Raw genomic sequence first — 20021 nt, 5'->3', positions numbered from 1 at the left:
CCTCTTCTTCACATTCTATACATGGGCACTACAGGATTGATTTCATAGAGAGCCGGATATACTTTTTCTCCAAAGCGCCATTCCTGCAGCCAGACACAGGGCTGCTGCCATAGTCAGGATCACCCGGTGCGGATATGCCCGGTTACCGGTATCCGGTATTATATCGTCGTCTCCCGTATCCGGCATATCCCCCGCGTCTCCGCTGCCCGGCTTTGCTCCTTTATCTGTGGTATCCGAATCCAGTTCTTCCCGGCCGGAATCCGGCAGAGTTTCTTCTCCCTCAGCATCTGTCTTTTTATATGTGAATGTAATTATATTGTCTTCATTCTGTTTCAGCGTGATTTTCTTTCCCACAGATTCGGTTTCCAGATATTGATCTGACGGATATCCCTCATCTGATATGTAGAGAGGCCTGACAAAAATAATATCTCCACTTTTGCCTGTACCCGCCGCTTCATAAAATGGGTCGCTCTCTCCTTCAATCACATGCCGTACAGTATATACTGTATCTCCTACGGGATGCCAGCCGGCGTAGAGAGTTATATCACTTTCCACCGGCCGCCAAAAATCCCATGCCTGTCGTACATCAGTTTCGCCCGGATCGGAGAACCATCCCAGAAAAATGTGTCCCTCTCTCTCAGGTTCCTGTGGTATTTCCGCAAGAGTACCATCCAGAACTATCTGCTCCCCCGGCACTTCCACCTCTCCTTGAACCTCAAATCTGACAGACCACTCTGCCGGATACCAGCCGGCATATACATTTACATCCTGAGCCGGTATCCGCAATACAGTAAGTGGATTGCCTGAATCTGTCAGTGCGGGGCTGAGATACCATCCCGCGAACCGGTCTCCTGAATGTTCTTCTCCCTGCTCCGGCCTATACTCCAGGCTTACCTTATCTCTGTATGTCACTTTTTCCTTTCTGTAGATAACACTTTCTCCGTCATTTCTTCCGTCTATATAATTCAATGTGAAAGTATCACGCTTCAGATAAACGAACAGGTGTGACCCTACATTTCGGAAAACACATTTTCCGTCCGAAAGAATCTGCCCGTCACTGATCGGTATCTTCTCTTTCTGTTCACACTCCTCAACAGAATTACCAGTCGTGTACCAGCCTCCCTCACACGTCAGTCCTTTGGGATGCAGAACAGTAATCTCCGCGCCATACACCGCCGGATTTTTATCAACCTGAGCGCTTTCCACACGCACCTTGCGGAATCTTCCATCCGCAGATTCCTTCAGATATGTCACATAAACAGGATACGAATCCCGCTCCAGCCATGGATAAGCATCAAATGTATGGTTTCCCACAGCAAGATCCTGAAAATAAAATGTATCCAGATGCCTGCTGACCGCCTCGAACTCGTCCCGGACGCCTAAGAACTGTACATCCTGAAACTGTGTTTTTCCCATATAGTATGCTTCCATTTCCTCCATGGTCGGGAAATCATCCGGAAGCGGGGCGCCGTATTTTCCCTGAGCCGTATACCAGATATCATCATTTGGCACGAGAGAGTCACTTGCCTCAGACTCATGCGCTGCTTCTTCATGCAGATTAATTGTCCATATTTCTCTGTCATAATAAAGATTCAGCACCGCCCTTCCATCTGCCGTCACCTCTACATCTTCGCACCTGGCATAATCGAACCCATAGTAATCCTTATAGTAATCCGAATCAGGGAACCAGTCTGCCATTATTCCCGCTCTGTCTATATCTGCCTGCGAAGCCGTGACCACAGTGCCGGTCTGCGCTGTCCTGACTTCCGTATCTCCCAGAAGCGTATACCCCTCATCCTCCGCATTCTCCATCCAGCGCAGGACAGTATACCGGCTCTCTCCCGGCTCCCACAGCGCATTTACCACGTATTCCCCCTCCGGCATAACAGACGGAATTTCCCTGTCCCATCCCCGGAAAACATATCCCGGCCAGACAGGATCTTTAATTTTTGCAATATCGTCGCTTATATCCCGGCCTGCCCATCCATATATAGGAGAAATATATGTACCTTCCGTGCGGAATACGATACGGTCATAAAATAACCTTGTATAATAGACTTTCTTTACCGCCCTGCCGTCCGCAGTGACGAGTATCGTCATATCCTGTCCTGCTTCTCTTGCGTAATTTTTAAAATCTTTATGCTGTATGTTTACTGTCTCTCCCACAGGAGCCCGGAATATCTCCTTTGCCAGAACTGTTTCGTTCTCCCCGTCTCTTGCGGTATAGATCACAGTGTAGTCTGCCTGTTTACGCTCCATCCCCGCAGTATACGCGGCTGCCCGGGATGCTGTTTCTTCTTTTTCTGCGGCTATTGTACTTAATGCGGGCAGGCATGAACTTACAAGTATCACAACTGCGGCCAGAAAGCCTGTCCATCTTCTTTTCATACACTAATTTCCTCCTGCTGTTTTTATTGTCTTTCGCATTATAGCATTACAGATAAAGGAAACATATGTGTAATATTTTCCATCATCGACTGCATACTTTTCGTATGACAGTTCTTGTATAGACGATAACTGTAACGGATTGCTGAAGGTGTAATGACATCATCTGTAGAAAGATCTATCTTAATCCTTTGTTTCAAACTTTTGATTCTCCATTCTTGATCCTGACCACCACTGATGTTTTTTGACTGCATCAAAAAAGGCACTTTTTGAAAGTTCATCTTTCAAAAAGTGCCCTAAGCAATCTGTTTTGCCTGAAATGGACGAGCGACAACTTCTTACAATACGTCATAATAATTCGTATTCGCTTTGGTTTTTGTTGTCAAATTGTTGTCAAAATGAATTTTTGCTGTCAAATCTGAGGGTCATTTCTTATCCTTAGTAGAGCTTCGCTCCTGCCGGAATACTATCATCCAGCATCAGCAGATTCAATGCTTCCTGCCCGTCGTACTCATGTACTGCACTGATCAGCATACCCTCGGAGTCGATACCCATCATCTTCCTCGGCGGCAGATTTGTGATCGCCACACAGGTCTTTCCGACCAGCTCTTCCGGCTCGTAATACTCGTGAATTCCGCTTAAAATCGTGCGTTTCCGGTCTGTTCCGTCGTTCAGTGTGAACTTCAGGAGCTTCTTACTCTTCGGAACTGCCTCGCATGCTTCCACCTTTACAACCCGGAAATCGGACTTGCTGAAGGTGTCAAAATCAACGGCATCCTCGAACAGCGGCTCGACTTTCACCTTGGAAAGATCGATCTTCACAGCCGGCTCGAACTCCTCTTTCTTGTCCGTTTTCTTACCTTCGGCTCCGCCGATGCTCTTCATTGTGGGGAACAGCAGCACGTCCCTGATTGCCGCGCTGTCTGTGAGCAGCATGCACATTCTGTCGATGCCAAATCCGATACCACCTGTCGGCGGCATACCAATCTCCAGAGCGTTCAGGAAGTCTTCATCTGTCGTGTTAGCTTCCTCATCGCCCTGTGCGAGCTGTTCTTCCTGTGCTTTGAAGCGCTCTCTCTGATCGATCGGATCATTGAGCTCGGAGTAAGCGTTGGCCATCTCCCAGCCGTTCATGAAGAACTCGAAACGCTCTACATAGTCCGGATTCTCCGGTTTCTTCTTTGTGAGCGGGGAGATCTCGATCGGATGATCCATAACGAATGTCGGCTGTACCAGATGCTCCTCTACATACTCCTCGAAGAATAGGTTCAGGATATCGCCCTTCTTATGTCTCTCCTCGAACTCGATATTGTGCTCTTTCGCAATCTCTCTTGCCTGCTCCAGAGTTTCTACTTCATTCCAGTCTACGCCTGCGTATTTCTTTACGGCGTCTACCATCGTGATGCGCTCGAACGGTTTGCCGAGATCCATCTCGATGCCATTATAAACGATCTTTGTCGTTCCAAGCACTTCCTGTGCCACGTGACGGTACAGGTTCTCTGTCAGATCCATCATTCCGTTGTAATCTGTATATGCCTGATAGAGTTCCATCAGTGTGAACTCCGGATTGTGTCTTGTGTCAAGACCTTCATTTCTGAACACACGGCCGATCTCATACACTTTCTCAAGTCCGCCCACGATCAGTCTCTTAAGATAAAGCTCAAGAGAAATGCGAAGCTTCAGATCTTCGTTCAGTGCATTGAAATGTGTCTCAAAAGGTCTCGCAGCAGCGCCGCCGGCATTAGCCACGAGCATCGGAGTCTCAACTTCCATGAAGCCCTGTCCATCCAGATACTTACGGATCGCGCTTATGATTCTGGACCGTTTGATAAATGTATCCTTCACTTCCGGATTCATGATAAGATCCACATATCTCTGACGGTAACGTGTGTCTGTATTCGTCAGTCCGTGGAACTTCTCCGGAAGAATCTGGAGACTCTTGGAGAGGAGCGTCACATGGGATGCGTGGATGGACATCTCGCCCGTCTTCGTCTTGAAGACTTCACCCTCGATACCGATCACGTCGCCTACATCCAGCTTCTTAAACTCTTTGTAGTTTTCCTCTCCGACACTGTCACGTGCCACATAGGACTGAATATTTCCTTTAAGATCCTGCACATTACAGAAAGATGCTTTACCCATTACACGCTTGGACATCATGCGTCCTGCGATGGATACTGTCTTGCCCTCAAGTTCATCAAAACTGTCTTTGATTTCCTGACTGTGATGTGTCTGGTCGTATTTGGTGATAACAAACGGATCTTTTCCGTTCTGCTGCAGCTCCGCGAGTTTCTCGCGGCGCACCTTTCTTAACTGGTTCAGATCTGGTTCCTGTCCGTTTTTCTGCTGCTGTGCCAATGTCTTTTCTCCTTCCTTACACGCGAACTCAGACCTCTTAATCATCTGCGTATTAAGAGGTCTGTGTCATGTCATATGTTTACTTTGAACGGCTGATCTCAAGTACTTTATACTGGATCTCCCCGGCCTGTGTCTCTACATTTACTGTCTCACCGACTTTCTTTCCCATGAGTGCCTGGCCTACCGGCGACTCGTTGGAAATCTTTCCTTCAAGACTGTTCGCCTCTGTAGATCCGACGATCTTGAACTCCATCTCCTCGTCATATGTGATGTCAAATACTTTTACCGTACATCCCACATTGATCTTGTCAAAGTCAACTTCATCTTCAACGACTACCTCTGCATTTTTCAGGATTCCTTCAAGCTCCTCAATACGGGCTTCGATATCTCTCTGCTCGTCCTTTGCAGCATCATACTCTGCGTTCTCGGAGAGGTCGCCCTGCTCTCTCGCTTCTTTGATCTTAGCTGCAACTTCTTTTCTCTTCACCACTTTAAGGTCTTCAAGTTCATCCTCAAGTGCCTTTAATCCGGCATAAGTAAGTAATCTTTTCTTTGCCTCTGCCATTGGTTACGCTTCCTTTCTGTTTCCTTAAGTTTCTTTCTATTTTGATGTCTTTCATACAGGACCGCATATCCTGCAACACTGTCATTTAAGTCTATTTCGCAATTTCAATATTATAACCAAACTCTATAATGATGTCAAGAGATTTTCCAGTTCTTCCAGGCTCTCTACCGCGTTCACTTTCTCCCTGAGACGTGCCGCTCCTTTCAGCCCTTTTGTGTACCAGGCCACATGTTTTCTCATCTCCCGGATACCGGAAAACTCCCCCTTGTACTCCAGCTGCAGGCGCGCATGTCTGAGCATCATTTTCCGCACTTCATCCTTGTCCGGTCTCGGCGGGAGTTCGCCTGTCTCTTCCCAATGTATCATCTCAGAGAATATCCACGGATTGCCCTGAGCTCCCCTTGCGATCATGATGCCGTCGCATCCGGTCTGCTTCACCAGTTCGTCCGCTTTCTGAGGGCTTGTGACATCGCCATTTCCGATAACGGGGATCGATACCGCCTCTTTCACCTGACGGATGATGTCCCAGTCCGCCTTTCCGCTGTAATACTGTTCTCTCGTCCGGCCATGGACCGCCACGGCTGCCGCTCCGGCTTCTTCTATGATCTTTGCGATCTCCACCGCATTTACATGGTCGTCGTCAAAGCCTTTCCGGATCTTCACTGTCACCGGCTTGTCGATTGCTTTTACGATAGCACTGACGATCTCATAGACCAGTTTCGGATTCTTCATGAGCGCAGATCCCTCGCCGTTTTTGACAACTTTCGGCACCGGACACCCCATGTTGATATCCAGGATTGCGAACGGGCGCTCCTCGATCCGTTTCGCCATCTCGCTCATGATCTTCGGGTCTGAGCCGAAGAACTGAAGGGAGACCGGCTTTTCATCCGGATGAATCTCAAGCAGGCTCTCTGTATTTCTATTGTTATAATAGATCGCCTTTGCGCTCACCATCTCCATACAGAGCAGACCTGCCCCCTGCTCACGGCAGAGCAGACGAAATGGCAGGTCAGTCACACCTGCCATGGGGCCGAGAATATATCGGTTTTCAAGTTCTATATTTCCTATCTTTAAGTGTTTCATAATTCTTATTTGTCAGTCCCCTTCATCCTCTCATAGATCAGCCGCAGCCCGTTGAGCGTCAGCTGCGGATCGTACAGATTGATACATTCCGTCTCATTCGCAACGATCTTCCCGAGTCCGCCTGTGGCGATCACATACGCGTCAGTATAGCCGGATTCTTCTTTCATCCGCTTCACAATGTATTCCGTCTGGCCGATGGCTCCGAATACAAGCCCGCCCTGCATTCCTGTGACAGTATCCCGCGCAAGGGCTGTATCCGGCATCTGGATCTGTATAGCCGGCAGCATCGCCGCTCCGCCCCACAGAGAACGTCCGGCCGTCTCAATGCCCGGTGCGATAATGCACGCCTCCAGTGTACCGTCCGGTCCGATCAGGTCATACGTAGTCGCCGTGCCGAAATCAATCACAATGGCCGGTCCTTTTGAGATAGCATATCCGGCCACCGCATTGACGATCCGGTCAGGGCCTGTCCTGGATGGATTATCCGTATTCACGAGGATGCCCGTATCAGAATCCGCAGACGCGATCAGGGGCGTCGTGTGCAGATATTTGATAATCCCGCTCGTCAGGGAATGCATGATATCAGGTACGACCGATGCGATGATAACAGCTTTAATCTCTTTCGGAGCAATGGATCTGTGTTCCAGTATGCCGCAGATCGTCATTCCATATTCATCAGATGTACGCGGACGTTTTGTCGTCATGCGGAACATGCCGAACAGGAGCTCTTCCTCGAACACTCCCATTGTTATATTTGTATTTCCCACATCGATCGTAAGCAGCATAGGCTTTCCTCCCCGTATTATTTGTTTTCCTTATATTAACAAGTATCTCTCGACGCCGTCAAGTTCGTTCACCACAACTATTCATAAAACCGCTATAGCATCAGAATACAGGGGGGGGTACAATACACCTGTATACCAACACTGATACAGGAAAGCTCCCGGCCGACGTTATCTCACATCGCGCCCGGGAGCTTTTGACCCCAACATCATTAAAACCTCTTGATCTTCCTTGTAGTCGTCTTCTCGAACTCCGTGTCCCTTACGATCAGACTGTAAATCCTCTTCTGCGGAGCTGCAGTTTTATTGTACTCATCGATTACTTCCTGAAGTTTGGCCTGCACATCTTTGATCCTTTTCTTCTTCACGTAATCCTGATCAGGATAGATCTCCGCCTCGATCACTCCGCCTTTCTCACGGACAAGCACCTCACCCACAAGCCGGTTTGTGCTGAGCGCATTCTCCAGCTCTTCCGGAGATACGTTCTCGCCGTTCTTCGTGATGATCAGGTTTTTCTTACGTCCGGTCAGATAGACGAATCCATCCTCGTCCACATATCCCAGGTCGCCCGTCTTAAGCCAGCCGTCCTCAAGCGTCTCCGCAGTCTCCTCGGGCATCTTGTAGTACCCCTGCATAACGCTGCTGCCTTTTACCCACAGCTCCCCGTCCACAGTCTTCGCCTCACAGTTGGGGATAAGCTGCCCTACAGCATCTTTGCGGATATTCCAGCTCTGTGAGACACTGATGACCGGCGCGCACTCCGTCATACCGTATCCCTGCTGGATCGTGATATCATATTTCTTAAACATATCGATATATGAAGGATCAAGATACGCACCACCGCTGCAGATCGTGTGGAACTGTTTTCCAAACACCTGATTCTTCACGATCTTTGCCGGAAGGAGAGACGCCTCCTCCAGCTTCTTTGCCATCGTCTCGATCATCAGCGGCACCATAAGGATCATCTCCGGCTTGAAGAGCTTAATATTCTTCGCAACTCTTATGAGAGAATCATTGATACAGATGACCGCCCCCAGTGAAACACCTTTGAGGATATCCATGCTCAGGCAGTATGCATGGTGGATCGGCAGCACCGTCATGATCACGATCCGCTCCGGGATCTTCATATCCAGACAAGTCGCATTTTCCGCCACATTTCTGTGCGTGAGCATGACGCCCTTACTCTTGCCGGTCGTGCCCGATGTAAACATGATCGTACAGAGCTGATCCGGCTGAGGCTCATAGTCAAAGCTGCCTCTGTTTTCTTCCAGGAGTTTCTGCCATGAAGACGCATGGTCATCATGCTCTTCCTGCTGCATGGAAATGATATATTTCAACTGCGGGCAGCGCTCCTTGGCGATCGCCGCCACGTCTTTCCTCACTTCGTCGTACACAAGCACTGTAGAGTCCGAGCGGTCGATCAGATCGCACACATCCTCTGCCGGGAGATTTACATCCAGGGGAACTACTACGCTTCCACTGTTGACCGTACCGAAGTATGTCACAAGCCACTCATAGGAAGTCATCCCGATCACTGAGATATGTTGTCCCTGCTCTCCAAGGCTATTGAGCACGTTCGAGAAACTCTCACTATCTTGTTTTAATTGTGTATAAGATTTGGATTCGATTTCGTTTTTACCGATTTTATAACGTATTGCGTCCTCCGGACCGTACTTCTTCTCTGTATTGACCAGAATCTGACGCACTGTACTGCAAAGCATAATTTCACATTCCTTTCTCCGTGCCATACCGGCATGGGCCCTTACATCCAGCCTGCACAAATCCGTCTGCTGATATCATATGGCTGAACTGTTATACCAACGTCTCAAGATAATCGACAGCTTCCTGTACTGTGCGGATATTTGCCGCCTCAGTCTGCTCTACTTCCACATCAAACTCGTCCTCGATCTCTCCGAGCATACTCATAAAATCGAAAGACGTAAATCCCAGATCTTCCATAAAACGTGACTCCGGATGGATATTCTCCGGTTCTACTTCAACATAATTGCAGATGATATTTACTAATTTTTCAAACATGACCGTTCTCCTTTTTTCGTTTTCTATTCTCTTACCTCATGTGCCCGCTTTGTCATTTCTGCCCTGCACAGACACATACTATACTAACTTGATGATTTCCCCGATCGTAAGGTCCGGATTCTCAGCGCCTTTAAACATGATTTTGCACAGATAGTAGTACAGATATTCCAGTTCCTCTCTTGATACAGCCTTGATCTGATGCTCAAAATTAAAGTCAAGACCATTATCCTCCGGACGGTGCATTACTGTCAGATACATTCCCTGCGGACAGATACCGTTCGGATACCATTTTGTTTTGTACCGGATATCTCCCAGCTGATCCAGCCCTTTCTCCTTCAGCGTCAACGGCTGGTATGTCAATGAAATCGGCTCGTATCCCAGCCCCGGATTCGGCTGCGGATATGTCTTTGCACGATATGCAAAATATGCTGTCGGATCATAATTTGCATGGCGGAAATACTCATTCTGCTTGTCACGGATCGCATACACTCCGTCGATAAACTTCATATCTTCCGGGAAAATGGTACGGAACGGGAAAGAATGGATTCTCGTGCCGCCGGATTTCTTTTCTTTCAGAGTTGCACGTCTCGCGATCGTTGTCGTGAGAGACACGTCTTCGAACCCGTTCATCTTCTGATAGTATGTACGCAGCCCCATAAGAAGGAGACAAGCCAGGGATACGTGATATTTCTCACAGAAATCCATCAGACGCTTCGTAGGCTCTTCCTCCAGATGGAAGATATCGAGAGCCGACTTTGTATCATCTGTAACACAGAAGGCTGACCTGAGTTCCGGATTCTTGAACATGTCGCGCATGGACTCCAGCTTGGCTGTCCCGTGAAGGTCATTGTAGATCGGCTCGCTCTTCTCGATCTCTTTCTGGAAATATTCGGCGTCTCTTATCTGGGCTTTACTGCCTGCCTCATATGCAAAGTCGCGCTCAATCTGCTCGATATAGGAAGCCATGTCTTTGGGATACGGAACGCCTTCATATTTTGCGTTACAGTACAGCTCGATGATATCTTTCAGGAAACAGATAAGCGACTGTGCATCCACGATCATGTGATTTCCGAGGAAATACACTCCGTTAAAGCCGTCCGGCATTTTGATCATGACTACCCTTGTCAGCGGTGCATCGAACATCTTGAATGGAACCGTTGTCCACTTCTGCATCTCTGCTTCAGCTTCTTCCAGGCTGACATTTGAGAAATCTTTAAATTCGATATCTTTCTCTTCCGGATCCATAACGTACTGGTACCATGTTCCTTCTTTGTCTTTTGCAAAACGGACACGCATGCCCTCGTTTCTGGCATATGCCTCGTTGATCGATTTTTTCAGCTGATCCCAGTCAAGCTCCACTTCGATCGTCAGGCTCGTCCCGATATTCAGAACTGCCATATTGGGGCAGTGCGGCGCATAGTAAAGGTGAAATTTCTGTGCTACAGTAAGCGGATACACTTTGTGTCCTTTTCTTGTCCTCATCATTTCATTATTCCTCCGATAAATGAATCCAGGGCCCCCTCATAAGCTTCCATGTCCTTATAATAGCTCTCGCCATGGCCCGCGTCCTTGACAATGAGTTTCGTTTTCTGCGAAGCGCAGTTCTTATATATTTCCTCGCACATCCAGCATGGAACGAAGATGTCCTTTTCTCCGTGAATAAATAAAAACGGCACTTGTGCTTTCCTGACTTCCCGGGCCGCATTACACTCATCCAGCCCGTATCCGGCATTGCGCTTATTCAGCTTATCCGCGATCTGGATCATCGGAAATGCCGGAAGATGATACATGCTGTGAAGCACATGGGTAAACACATCTTTCGCCGATGTGAACGCACAGTCGGAAACGATTCCTTTCACCTGCGGCGGCAGCTTCAGCCCGCTCATCATACAGACCGTGGCTCCCCCCATAGAATTACCATGCAGAAGGATCTGTGCATCTTCGCCGATCTTTTCTGTCATCCACTCGATCCATTTCATACCGTCAAGCCGGTCCATCGTTCCAAATCCGATGTATGTTCCATCACTCTCTCCATGTGCTCTCTCATCGATCAGAAGCATCCGAAAACCATGCTTCAGATAATAATACGAGAGGCTGCCATAGTCATTGAGCCCTTTGCTCGTATATCCGTGGAAACAGATTACGGCTTTAGAGCCTTCGTCCCCTTTGAAATATGTACCGTGAAGCCTCAGCCCGTCGTGGGAAGTGATCCATACATCTTCATGGGGCTGCTCCATCATCCAGTCGCTGCGTTCATGCATAAACGGGAAATACTTTTCCCAGTCTACACCTGACATCTTCATAGTGCGCTCCGTCTTGGCATTGTAACGTTTCATGGTCCTTCTGTAAAAATATGCCGTGCCTCCGGCTTCCGCCGCAGTCAGCAGTCCCAGGACAGCCGCTGCGCCTTTTAATATCTTACCCATTTTATCACCTGCTTTTATTATCCTGCGTTTCCTGTCTGCTATTTTTCCTGTTTCTTCTCCGCTTTATCTGCGTTCTTTTTGCTGTTGATCAGGTCTTTAAGCCTCAGTGCCTTATCAATGTTTCCTTCTACTTTCAGTTTTCCGAGCGTTACCGCAAGGATCGGATCTGTCTTGCCGTCCGCAATCTTGAATAGAGTCTCTGCACTACATGTAAACATTGCATCACGGTCAAAATACTCATAAGGCTCCACATACAATTGTCCGTCTTTCACCTCGGCATAGAAGATTCCTTCTGCTTCTCCGGTGATATTGAACTGATATGCGAGATGTTCATGGATATCACTGACATCTGCCCCTATCAGCATTCCTTTTACCTTTGAAAACATATCTGCGTAGGTCATATTATCCTCCTTTTCGACCTCTCCGGTCTTTTTTCGACCAGCGGTCATGTTCTCTTCTCTGTTAGAGTACCATTTTTTCGACTGACGGTCAACATACGTTACTATCAAAATCCCTTTTGTTTTTCCGTCATTTTTTGTGCGTTTTTCTTGCTGGTTCTTTTACCGGTGATATGCTATACTTGACTGGAACTTTACAATATATCCCTAAAAAAAGACACACACTGTCGGAAAGGCGGAGACTATGACTGACCAGAAGAAAAAATATGATCTCATACTTGATTCACTGCAGAAGCTTTTGGAAAACAAAAAGCTTCAGACGATCTCCGTCAGCGAAATTGCTCAGACTGCAGGGATCGGCAAAGGAAGTATCTATTATTATTTTCCGTCCAAAGACGCTATCCTCGAAGCACTGGTTGAACGCAACTATGAGAAGCCTCTGACAACGGCAAAAAGTCTGTCCTCACAGACAGAGATTCCTCCGTTCACGCGCATGGCCATGATCTTCCAGGCATGCCGCAATGCTTCCACCGAGTATTTGAAGTCGGGAGAAAAAAGCGGAGTCGGCGCTCCCGAAAAAGCACTGCTCCACCAAAAATATATGAATCATCTTATCAGCGAATTCAAACCTGTGCTGGCCGAGATCATTCAGCAGGCAATCGAGGCCGGAGAAATTCATTTTGATAAGCCGGAGGTACTGGCCGAGATCGTGCTGATCGTCCTGACCGTCAAAATGGACAATACGATCATTCCATCGACCAAAGAAAATATCGAGGAAACCATAGAAGGACTCGTTGCCTTATTGGAAAAAGGGACCGATAATCCCCCCGGATCACTGAACTTCCTCATGGCATAAAAAAGGACTTACGATACAGATCATCTCCGTATCATGAGTCCCTTTTTTTAATTTCCTGCCATTATTATATATTCTTTTCGAAAGCTCTCGCCTGGCGCTGCTTTATTGACGTTCGGTTTTTCTGAAAGTTCTTTGCTGTATCCCACATCATCGCATCTTCCCATCCACGGTTCCAGGCACACAAACGGTGCATCTTTTACGGACCAGATACCGAAATTCGGGAAACCCTCGCATTTCATCCCCACGTAAGGAGTTCCGTCCTTATGGCACAGCCACACTTCCTCGATCTGTCCGCCATCAAAGATCAAAGCGTCATTTTCAAACATTTCTTCCGTAACCGGACAGCACTCATCTTTCAGTTCCAGCGTATACACCTTCGCCGGGTCAGCCGCTGCTTCAGCCGGATCGATCAGGATATAGCTGAGCTTATCGCATCCGGGAAATTTCAGCAGATAGTCCGTCTTCTTATCCTCCTGCTTTGCAAAACGGAACGCCGGATGTCCGCCGATCGTAAAATACATATCCTCATCCCCCGGGTTGCGCACCTCCCAGCCGACACACAGGCTGTTGTCATCTAATGTATAGGTAACAATCAGTTCAAAATCAAAAGGATAAACTTCTTTTGTTTCCTCGCCGGACGCAAGAAGAAAAGAGACGGTATCCTCTTTTTCACAGATGCACTTAAATTTGCTGTCTCTTGCAAACCCGTGCTGTGCTGTCGGATACTGCGTACTGTTGATCAGTACAGTATTGCGGTATGTCTTTCCTACATTCGGGAACAGGATCGGCGAACGGCGCTTCCAGTATGTAGGATTACCCTCCCACAAAAGCTCCGCGTCATTCTTTTTGTCATAGATTCTTGTAATTTCCGCTCCCATTTCCGAGATTTCCACGCACAATCTCTGATTTTCTAATTTCATGGTCATTCCTCCTTGTCCTTTTATATGATCCTTGATTTTGATCCGCCTTTAATCTCCTTTTACTCGGATTCGTCGCTCTGCTCCACCTGAATGCACTCGTCTACCAGATAGTCCGTCACCTTATCCCGCAGGACAGCTGCTTTAAGCTCATCTTCTCCCACCTGCCCGATGTATTCCTCCACATCGTCAAAACCGGCCTCTTCTGCATACTCTGCAATAGCTTCCTGATATTCCTCCTCGGATGGTTCCAGATGCTGTTTCGACGCTATCAGTTTCAGCGCTTCCTCGAGGGCTACGCTCTGCCGCACCTGCGTATCGATCTGAGTATTGAAATCTTCTTCTGTAGTCTGCAGATATGTCTCTACAAACTCTCCTAATTCAACGCCGTATAATCCTGCCAGCTGAGTATAATAATCTGTCATCTGCTTCGTCAGCTCCTCAACTCTGTCTTCCGGATATTCATTCACTTCGACGTTTTCCATCAGGGCAGTCTGTACGGAGTCTGTAAGCTCCGCATCTACAGATGCCTGCATACTTTCCTCGAGCTGTGAACGGATTGCTTCCCTGTATTCCTCCACTGTGTCTGAATCCTCACTGTTCTCCTGAACCCACTCGTCTGTCAGCTCCGGAGTAGTCTGAAGAGAAATCGAATTGAGGACAATGTGGAAATCTGCTACTGTACCTGACATATCCGGATTACGCGTATATGGATCAGGGAACTGCACCTTAATGTCAAACTCATCTCCAGTTTCATGTCCCACTATCTGCTCTTCGAATCCTTCATAGTCATCCGTCGCTCCGATAAATGAATTGCTTCCCAGCTCCAGATCAGCCCCCTCTGCAGATCCTCCGTCAAAAGCCTCGCCGTCAATGTATCCGGTATAATCAATATTAACGGTATCTCCCATTTCCGCCGCACGGTCTGTCACCGGCTCGCTCTGGGCATACGCGGCAAGGTTGCTCTGAACAACCTGTTCAACCATATCATCCGTCACTTCCTCTGCCGGAGCCGGCTGCGGGACTTCCAGCCCTTTGTACTGTGTGACTGTCACATAATCATTAGACAGTTCGCCGCTGCATCCGGCAAGTGCTCCTGCCAGCGCTGCAGCCAGCATTACAGCTAAAATCTTCTTTTTCATAATCTTTCTCCTTTTTATCATATTAATTTTTGACGTTCTATAACAGTGGAGACAGAAGTCTCGAGAACTGTTCTTTTCCTTTTATGATAAGACTTCGCTCATCATAAACTTTTCTGGTGACATGAGTACACTGAGTCATATCATTTTCAAAGGCACGCTCCAGGCGCTGTACTGTACGCTCGCTGTAGATGACCGCATTCACCTCAAAGTTCAGCCCGAAGCTTCGAATGTCCATGTTAGCCGTCCCTACGCAGGCCACCATGCCGTCCACGCACATTGTCTTTGCATGCAGGAATCCGTTGTTATACACATAACATTTCGCACCGGCGGCCACCATATCCCCGACATACGAATACGTCGCCCAATATACAAACGGGTGATCCGGCTTGCACGGCACCATGATGCGCACATCGATTCCTGACCGGCTTGCAATTTTCAATGCATCTAAAATGGAGTCATCCGGTATAAAGTACGGGGTCTGAATATATACGTGATCTTTTGCGCTGTGGATCAGGCGCAGATAGTTGTCATGTATCGTCTTGATCTGTGAGTCCGGTCCGCTCGATATGATCTGCACCGGATCCCGCCCATGTCGTGTATACTGCGGAATCTCGAATAATGTATCGTCAAGGAACAGATTTTCTTTTGCCGCGTAGTTCCAGTCCAGCACAAAACGCACCGCGAGAGATGTTACTGCAGCTCCTTCTATGCACAGATGGGTATCTCGCCAGTATCCGAACTTCTTGTCACGCCCGAGGTATTCTCTTCCCACATTGAAACCGCCCACAAATCCGATACGTCCGTCTATGACCACGATTTTCCTGTGGTTACGGTAATTTACACGCAGCTGAAGCTTTCCGAGAAGTGCCGGGAAGAACTCAGCCACCTGAATTCCTTCATTTTCCAGACGCTCCCAGTCCTTATTCTTCATTGTACGGCAGCCCATACTGTCGAAAAGTACCCGGACCGCCACTCCCTCTCTCGCTTTCTCAATAAGGACTTTCTCAATCTCCTGCCACAGTTCATCATTCCGGATGATGTAATACTGCAGATGGATATATTTTTTTGCCTGCCTCATCTCCTCGATAAGGGCGCGAAATTTTACTTTACCATCAGTATATACCCGGATGTCATTATTGTCTGTAAGGACGGCCTCACCCGCTTCAAGATTATACAATATCAAATCCTTGAAACGCGCCATCTCGGGATTTGCGAGCCGCAGACGTTTATGATAGATCGTCTCTTCCTGCCGCCGCACGGCATATTTCAGTTCTCCCTCAATCTCCTTCGCTTTGAACATACGGCTCTTGTGAAAGTCCTGTCCGATGACCAGATAAAGGATAAAACCGAGTATCGGTATAAAATAAAGCAGAAGAAGCCATGTCCATACCGTCTGCGGAGATCTCCTCTGAAAGAACACGATAATCAACGCGAAGAGGATATTAATGATGACGATGTTGTCCATAATAAAATCATAGACCGTCACCGCTCCGTTCCAAATCATTTCTGCCATAAATCAAACTCCTTTGTGTGCGTCCGGGGCTGCCGCAATGGCCTCTCTGTTCCTGCCCGGAGACACTACTATAACAGTATACTCGTTTTCCCCGTGAAAAGTAAACCCTAAACCTTTAAAATGCGGTTATTATCTTGCACTCGTCCAGAAACAATGTTAAAATACTATGTGCGCAAAAGCGGAAAAACTAAGGTTTAGGAGGGTATCAACATGCCTAGTACATTCACCATTGTGATGATCGTCATCCTGATTGTCCTCATCGCCGCCTGCATCGCACTGTACTTTTTCGGGAAAAGAGCTGAAAAAAGACAGGCTGAGCAGCAGGAACAGATGGACGCTGCAGCTCAGACGGTCAGCATGCTCGTCATTGATAAAAAGAAGATGAAACTAAAAGAGGCAGGTCTTCCTGCCGTTGTTCTTGAAAACACGCCGAAATACTTAAGACGTACAAAAGTACCGGTCGTCAAAGCAAAGATCGGTCCGAGGATCATGACTCTGATGTGTGATAATAAAGTATTTGAAGTCATCCCTGTAAAAAAAGAAGTAAAAGCCGTAGTCAGCGGACTTTACATAACAGGGATCAAGAGCGTAAGAGGCGGATCTATCGAGCAGCCGCAGAAAAAAAAGAAAGGATTCTTCCGCCGGAATAAATCGTGATCATACCGCTTGTATAAAAATTTCGCTCCCTAGCCGGATATCGTAGTCCAGGGAGCTTTTTCTTTTCAAACCTGTATGATTCGAGCTACCGGCTGGGAAGCGCCTGCCTGCTGCTCTCGGCAGCCGACCTGGCACTTCCGGTATAACGACATATTATCTACAGCATTAAATAAAGTGAGTTTTCGGAGTATATATCATATAAGCAAAACATCAAGTGAGAGCGTTCCGAAAAGCATTGGTCTTAGATGTTAAGTGGCAGGAGATGGAGTCCCATTGGACGAACATCTCCTGCCACTGTTACATCTACACAATCTTTGAGGTAGAGCGGAACGGTTTTGTGTTATGATATATACTCCGAAAACGCCCTCTTTTTTTACTGCTGCTAACTGCTGAGCACTGTAAAGTCGGGATCATTTTTTGCCATTATGTTCATCTTGATCCTGCAGTCGGCAAGGGGTTCGTGATTAACATCCAATTCATAATCAAGACTGACGTTAATCTTGTTGTCTTTCACGTTTACTTCCATATTCTTTGTATTCACACCGATCAGCATCTGACCGTAAGGTGTACGGTAGTATGTCTGATTTTTCCGGTTTTTTTCAAAAATCATATGGGAACTTGAGGCTCCGCTCTTCATGATCTCAACGCTGTCATTTCCTGTGATCTTGATCTTATTCCTGATCGTTCCCGCCATTCCCTCGAGCACTTCATCATAGATAATATAGTGTTTTCCGTTTTTACAGTAGTAGTTTGCCGGTGTCACAACCTCAATGTTGTCGTCCCCCGTTTCATATCCTGCTGCCGGATCGTTCATGATATCAATATGTTTTCCTGATATACTGACCAATACTTCCTTTGTCATCTTTCCGCTCTTTTAACTCCCATAACAGTTCAGCCGCGCCATTCCTGATGGCTGAACTGTTACTAATATTCTTCTATATTTACAACATTTGTCGTAGGTACATCAAACGGCATTACCGTATTCGCAAACCTGCGGAATTTCTCCGCAGCATCGCTCACATAGAAAGAATATATACTGTGCCGCTCCGTATCCCCGCTGTTTTCCATTCCCTGTTCATGGAGAAGTTTCTTCAGATCCATTGCAGTTTCATAAGCAGGATTCACAATCTGAATCTTTTCTCCCATATATTCCCTTATCTTTGATCTGAGAAGAGGATAATGTGTACATCCGAGAATCATCGCATCGATATCCGAGCTGCGCATAGATTCCAGATAATACTCTATGATCTCCTGTGTGACAACGTGATCTTTAAACCCCTCTTCAACCAGAGGCACAAAAAGAGGGCAGGCCTTCTCGATCACAGTTACATCCGGCGCCATCGAATGAATGATCTTCGTGTACATTCCGCTCTTGACCGTAGCATCCGTACCCACGACGCCCACCTTCCGGTTCCTGGTCGCTTCGACTGCCGCTCTTGCTCCCGGTATGACGACTCCCATGACCGGAACGTCAAACTCACCTCTGACGGCGTCAAGCGCCAGCGCGCTCGCCGTATTGCAGGCGATCACGATAGCCTTGACTTCTTTTGTCTTTAAGAAACGGATGATCTGTTCCGAGAAACGAATGATCGTATTCTGCGATTTACTTCCGTAAGGAACTCTTGCCGTATCCCCGAAATATACGATATTTTCATTCGGGAGCTGACGCGAGATCTCTCTTGCCACCGTCAGCCCGCCTACGCCGGAATCAAACACACCTACCGGTGCTGTATTCCTGTTTTCCATAATGACCTGCTCTCCCTGTTCGTCTCTTATACACGGCGTACCTGCCCGTGCGATCAGATTTCTGAACTGTTACTTTTTAAATTACAGTGCCAGTATCTTAGCTACATCATACTGATACTGGGAAACTGACTTCTTCATAGCCAGAGCTTCTTCGATATCAAAGTCAACGAATTTGCCGTCTTTGTATCCCACTACGCGGTTTGTTTTGCCCTGCAGAAGAAGATCTACAGCCATTGAACCCATAACAGAAGCGTACACCCTGTCTTTACATGTCGGACTTCCGCCGCGCTGCATGTGTCCCAGGATTGTCGCTCTTGTCTCCATGCCTGTTGCCTCTTCAATTCTCTTTGCCATATTAATAGAATCTCCGATACCCTCGGCATTGATAATGATATAATTCTTCTTGCCGCGCTTCTGACATTCTTTGATATCCGCAACAATAGCGGCCTCATCGTAGTCATGCTCTTCAGGCATCAGAATACGCTCAGCACCGTTGGCAATACCGCACCACAGAGCGAGATATCCTGCATCACGTCCCATAACCTCGATGATACTGCAGCGCTCATGTGATGTGGAAGTATCACGCACCTTATCGATTGCTTCCATAGCTGTGTTTACAGCCGTATCAAATCCGATCGTGTAATCTGTACATGCGATATCCAGATCGATCGTTCCCGGAATGCCGATTGTATTTACTCCTAAATTAGCAAGTTTCTGGGCTCCGGCAAAAGAACCGTCACCACCGATAACTACAAGTCCGTCTATGCCGTATTTCTTGCAGATTGCAGCCGCTTTCTGCTGTCCTTCCTCTGTACGCATTGATTTACAACGTGCTGTCTGAAGGATTGTACCTCCGCGCTGGATTGTATCGGACACATCGCGCGCAGAAAGATCGATGATCTCTTCCTTGAGAAGTCCGTGGTATCCTCTGCGGATGCCGCGTACTTTCAGGCCTTTAGAGAGAGCTGTACGCACAACTGCACGAATTGCTGCATTCATTCCCGGGGCATCGCCGCCGCTAGTAAGGACTCCGATCGTCCGGATGCGGTCTTCAAAATCTTCCGCATATCTTTCATTATCCATTTCGTTATACTCTGCCATGTTTTCTCCACCTTTCCCAAAAACTTAGACAACTGCAAAATTTTCTGATTGAAAA

At 47.5% G+C, this 20021-nt stretch carries 18 protein-coding genes; 2 read left to right on the top strand and 16 right to left on the bottom strand.

Annotated elements, in window-relative coordinates; genetic code table 11:
* Positions 1-42: 42 nt before the first annotated feature.
* From FNY66_RS03630 to FNY66_RS03585, 10 genes are all read right to left on the bottom strand, one after another.
* Positions 43-2388: an InlB B-repeat-containing protein gene (locus tag FNY66_RS03630; RefSeq protein WP_150310330.1), complete on the bottom strand. Its 2346-nt coding sequence runs from the start codon at positions 2386-2388 to the stop codon at positions 43-45.
* Positions 2389-2823: 435 nt separating this feature from the next.
* Entirely contained in the window at positions 2824-4743 is a 1920-nt protein-coding gene (lysS, locus tag FNY66_RS03625) for a lysine--tRNA ligase (protein WP_150310329.1), read from the bottom strand.
* A 79-nt stretch (positions 4744-4822) separates the two neighbouring features.
* Entirely contained in the window at positions 4823-5308 is a 486-nt protein-coding gene (greA, locus tag FNY66_RS03620; RefSeq protein ID WP_150310328.1) for a transcription elongation factor GreA, read from the bottom strand.
* Between the two features lie 123 nt (positions 5309-5431).
* The gene (gene dusB / locus FNY66_RS03615) at positions 5432-6391 is read right to left on the bottom strand and encodes a tRNA dihydrouridine synthase DusB (protein WP_150310327.1); all 960 of its coding nucleotides are present in this window, start codon (positions 6389-6391) and stop codon (positions 5432-5434) included.
* A 5-nt stretch (positions 6392-6396) separates the two neighbouring features.
* The gene (locus FNY66_RS03610; protein ID WP_150310326.1) at positions 6397-7176 is read right to left on the bottom strand and encodes a type III pantothenate kinase; all 780 of its coding nucleotides are present in this window, start codon (positions 7174-7176) and stop codon (positions 6397-6399) included.
* 209 nt (positions 7177-7385) lie between these two features.
* Positions 7386-8894 carry an AMP-binding protein gene (locus FNY66_RS03605; protein WP_150310325.1) on the bottom strand — a complete coding sequence of 503 codons (1509 nt, stop codon included), beginning with the start codon at positions 8892-8894 and terminating at the stop codon, positions 7386-7388.
* A gap of 91 nt (positions 8895-8985) precedes the next feature.
* Positions 8986-9210, bottom strand: coding sequence for an acyl carrier protein (locus tag FNY66_RS03600; RefSeq protein WP_150310324.1), 225 nt, complete (start codon positions 9208-9210; stop codon positions 8986-8988).
* Between the two features lie 78 nt (positions 9211-9288).
* Positions 9289-10692 carry a condensation domain-containing protein gene (locus FNY66_RS03595; protein ID WP_150310387.1) on the bottom strand — a complete coding sequence of 468 codons (1404 nt, stop codon included), beginning with the start codon at positions 10690-10692 and terminating at the stop codon, positions 9289-9291.
* Positions 10692-11636: an alpha/beta hydrolase gene (locus FNY66_RS03590; RefSeq protein WP_150310323.1), complete on the bottom strand. Its 945-nt coding sequence runs from the start codon at positions 11634-11636 to the stop codon at positions 10692-10694. Before FNY66_RS03590 ends, FNY66_RS03595 begins: the two co-directional genes overlap by 1 nt.
* A 38-nt stretch (positions 11637-11674) precedes the next feature.
* Positions 11675-12037: an SCP2 sterol-binding domain-containing protein gene (locus FNY66_RS03585; RefSeq protein ID WP_150310322.1), complete on the bottom strand. Its 363-nt coding sequence runs from the start codon at positions 12035-12037 to the stop codon at positions 11675-11677.
* A gap of 241 nt (positions 12038-12278) precedes the next feature.
* Between FNY66_RS03585 and FNY66_RS03580 the strand changes: the two genes are divergently transcribed.
* Entirely contained in the window at positions 12279-12890 is a 612-nt protein-coding gene (locus tag FNY66_RS03580; RefSeq protein ID WP_150310321.1) for a TetR/AcrR family transcriptional regulator, read from the top strand.
* A 47-nt stretch (positions 12891-12937) separates the two neighbouring features.
* On the opposite strand, the gene FNY66_RS03575 is transcribed toward FNY66_RS03580, so the two are convergent.
* The 3 genes from FNY66_RS03575 to cls are packed head-to-tail and all read right to left on the bottom strand — an operon-like array spanning position 12938 to position 16462.
* A complete protein-coding gene (locus FNY66_RS03575) occupies positions 12938-13810 on the bottom strand; it encodes an aldose 1-epimerase family protein (protein WP_150310320.1) in 873 nt (290 codons plus the stop codon).
* Between the two features lie 59 nt (positions 13811-13869).
* A complete protein-coding gene (gene tig, locus FNY66_RS03570) occupies positions 13870-14949 on the bottom strand; it encodes a trigger factor (protein WP_150310319.1) in 1080 nt (359 codons plus the stop codon).
* Positions 14950-14986: 37 nt separating this feature from the next.
* Positions 14987-16462: a cardiolipin synthase gene (gene cls, locus FNY66_RS03565; RefSeq protein WP_150310318.1), complete on the bottom strand. Its 1476-nt coding sequence runs from the start codon at positions 16460-16462 to the stop codon at positions 14987-14989.
* Positions 16463-16672: 210 nt separating this feature from the next.
* Here cls and FNY66_RS03560 point away from each other — a divergent pair, with 210 nt between their 5' ends.
* On the top strand, positions 16673-17119 hold the full coding sequence (locus FNY66_RS03560) for a hypothetical protein (RefSeq protein ID WP_087151215.1): 447 nt from the start codon (positions 16673-16675) through the stop codon (positions 17117-17119).
* Positions 17120-17501: 382 nt separating this feature from the next.
* On the opposite strand, the gene FNY66_RS03555 is transcribed toward FNY66_RS03560, so the two are convergent.
* From FNY66_RS03555 to pfkA, 3 genes are all read right to left on the bottom strand, one after another.
* The gene (locus tag FNY66_RS03555; RefSeq protein ID WP_087151216.1) at positions 17502-17981 is read right to left on the bottom strand and encodes a DUF1934 domain-containing protein; all 480 of its coding nucleotides are present in this window, start codon (positions 17979-17981) and stop codon (positions 17502-17504) included.
* A gap of 62 nt (positions 17982-18043) precedes the next feature.
* The gene (murI, locus tag FNY66_RS03550) at positions 18044-18865 is read right to left on the bottom strand and encodes a glutamate racemase (protein WP_087151217.1); all 822 of its coding nucleotides are present in this window, start codon (positions 18863-18865) and stop codon (positions 18044-18046) included.
* An 81-nt stretch (positions 18866-18946) separates the two neighbouring features.
* Positions 18947-19966 (bottom strand): 6-phosphofructokinase, encoded by a 1020-nt coding sequence (pfkA, locus tag FNY66_RS03545; protein ID WP_190324766.1) that lies wholly within the window; start codon positions 19964-19966, stop codon positions 18947-18949.
* Between the last annotated feature and the right edge of the window lie 55 nt (positions 19967-20021).

Source organism: Mediterraneibacter catenae (genome assembly GCF_008691045.1).
Lineage (GTDB): Bacteria > Bacillota > Clostridia > Lachnospirales > Lachnospiraceae > Mediterraneibacter > Mediterraneibacter ornithocaccae.
Note: the sequence above shows the minus strand (reverse complement) of the source record. Positions and strands in the feature narration are given on the sequence as shown.

What these genes read in the sequence shown, in the direction of transcription:
- murI (WP_087151217.1), bottom strand. Translation starts at nt 18,865, where the DNA reads ATGGAAAACAGGAATACAGCACCGGTAGGTGTGTTTGATTCCGGCGTA.
- FNY66_RS03555 (WP_087151216.1), bottom strand. Translation starts at nt 17,981, where the DNA reads ATGACAAAGGAAGTATTGGTCAGTATATCAGGAAAACATATTGATATC.
- FNY66_RS03575 (WP_150310320.1), bottom strand. Translation starts at nt 13,810, where the DNA reads ATGAAATTAGAAAATCAGAGATTGTGCGTGGAAATCTCGGAAATGGGA.
- pfkA (WP_190324766.1), bottom strand. Translation starts at nt 19,966, where the DNA reads ATGGCAGAGTATAACGAAATGGATAATGAAAGATATGCGGAAGATTTT.
- FNY66_RS03600 (WP_150310324.1), bottom strand. Translation starts at nt 9,210, where the DNA reads ATGTTTGAAAAATTAGTAAATATCATCTGCAATTATGTTGAAGTAGAA.
- cls (WP_150310318.1), bottom strand. Translation starts at nt 16,462, where the DNA reads ATGGCAGAAATGATTTGGAACGGAGCGGTGACGGTCTATGATTTTATT.
- FNY66_RS03560 (WP_087151215.1), top strand. Translation starts at nt 16,673, where the DNA reads ATGCCTAGTACATTCACCATTGTGATGATCGTCATCCTGATTGTCCTC.
- FNY66_RS03595 (WP_150310387.1), bottom strand. Translation starts at nt 10,692, where the DNA reads ATGAGGACAAGAAAAGGACACAAAGTGTATCCGCTTACTGTAGCACAG.
- dusB (WP_150310327.1), bottom strand. Translation starts at nt 6,391, where the DNA reads ATGAAACACTTAAAGATAGGAAATATAGAACTTGAAAACCGATATATT.
- FNY66_RS03605 (WP_150310325.1), bottom strand. Translation starts at nt 8,894, where the DNA reads ATGCTTTGCAGTACAGTGCGTCAGATTCTGGTCAATACAGAGAAGAAG.
- FNY66_RS03610 (WP_150310326.1), bottom strand. Translation starts at nt 7,176, where the DNA reads ATGCTGCTTACGATCGATGTGGGAAATACAAATATAACAATGGGAGTG.
- FNY66_RS03580 (WP_150310321.1), top strand. Translation starts at nt 12,279, where the DNA reads ATGACTGACCAGAAGAAAAAATATGATCTCATACTTGATTCACTGCAG.
- FNY66_RS03590 (WP_150310323.1), bottom strand. Translation starts at nt 11,636, where the DNA reads ATGGGTAAGATATTAAAAGGCGCAGCGGCTGTCCTGGGACTGCTGACT.
- greA (WP_150310328.1), bottom strand. Translation starts at nt 5,308, where the DNA reads ATGGCAGAGGCAAAGAAAAGATTACTTACTTATGCCGGATTAAAGGCA.
- FNY66_RS03630 (WP_150310330.1), bottom strand. Translation starts at nt 2,388, where the DNA reads ATGAAAAGAAGATGGACAGGCTTTCTGGCCGCAGTTGTGATACTTGTA.
- FNY66_RS03585 (WP_150310322.1), bottom strand. Translation starts at nt 12,037, where the DNA reads ATGACCTACGCAGATATGTTTTCAAAGGTAAAAGGAATGCTGATAGGG.
- tig (WP_150310319.1), bottom strand. Translation starts at nt 14,949, where the DNA reads ATGAAAAAGAAGATTTTAGCTGTAATGCTGGCTGCAGCGCTGGCAGGA.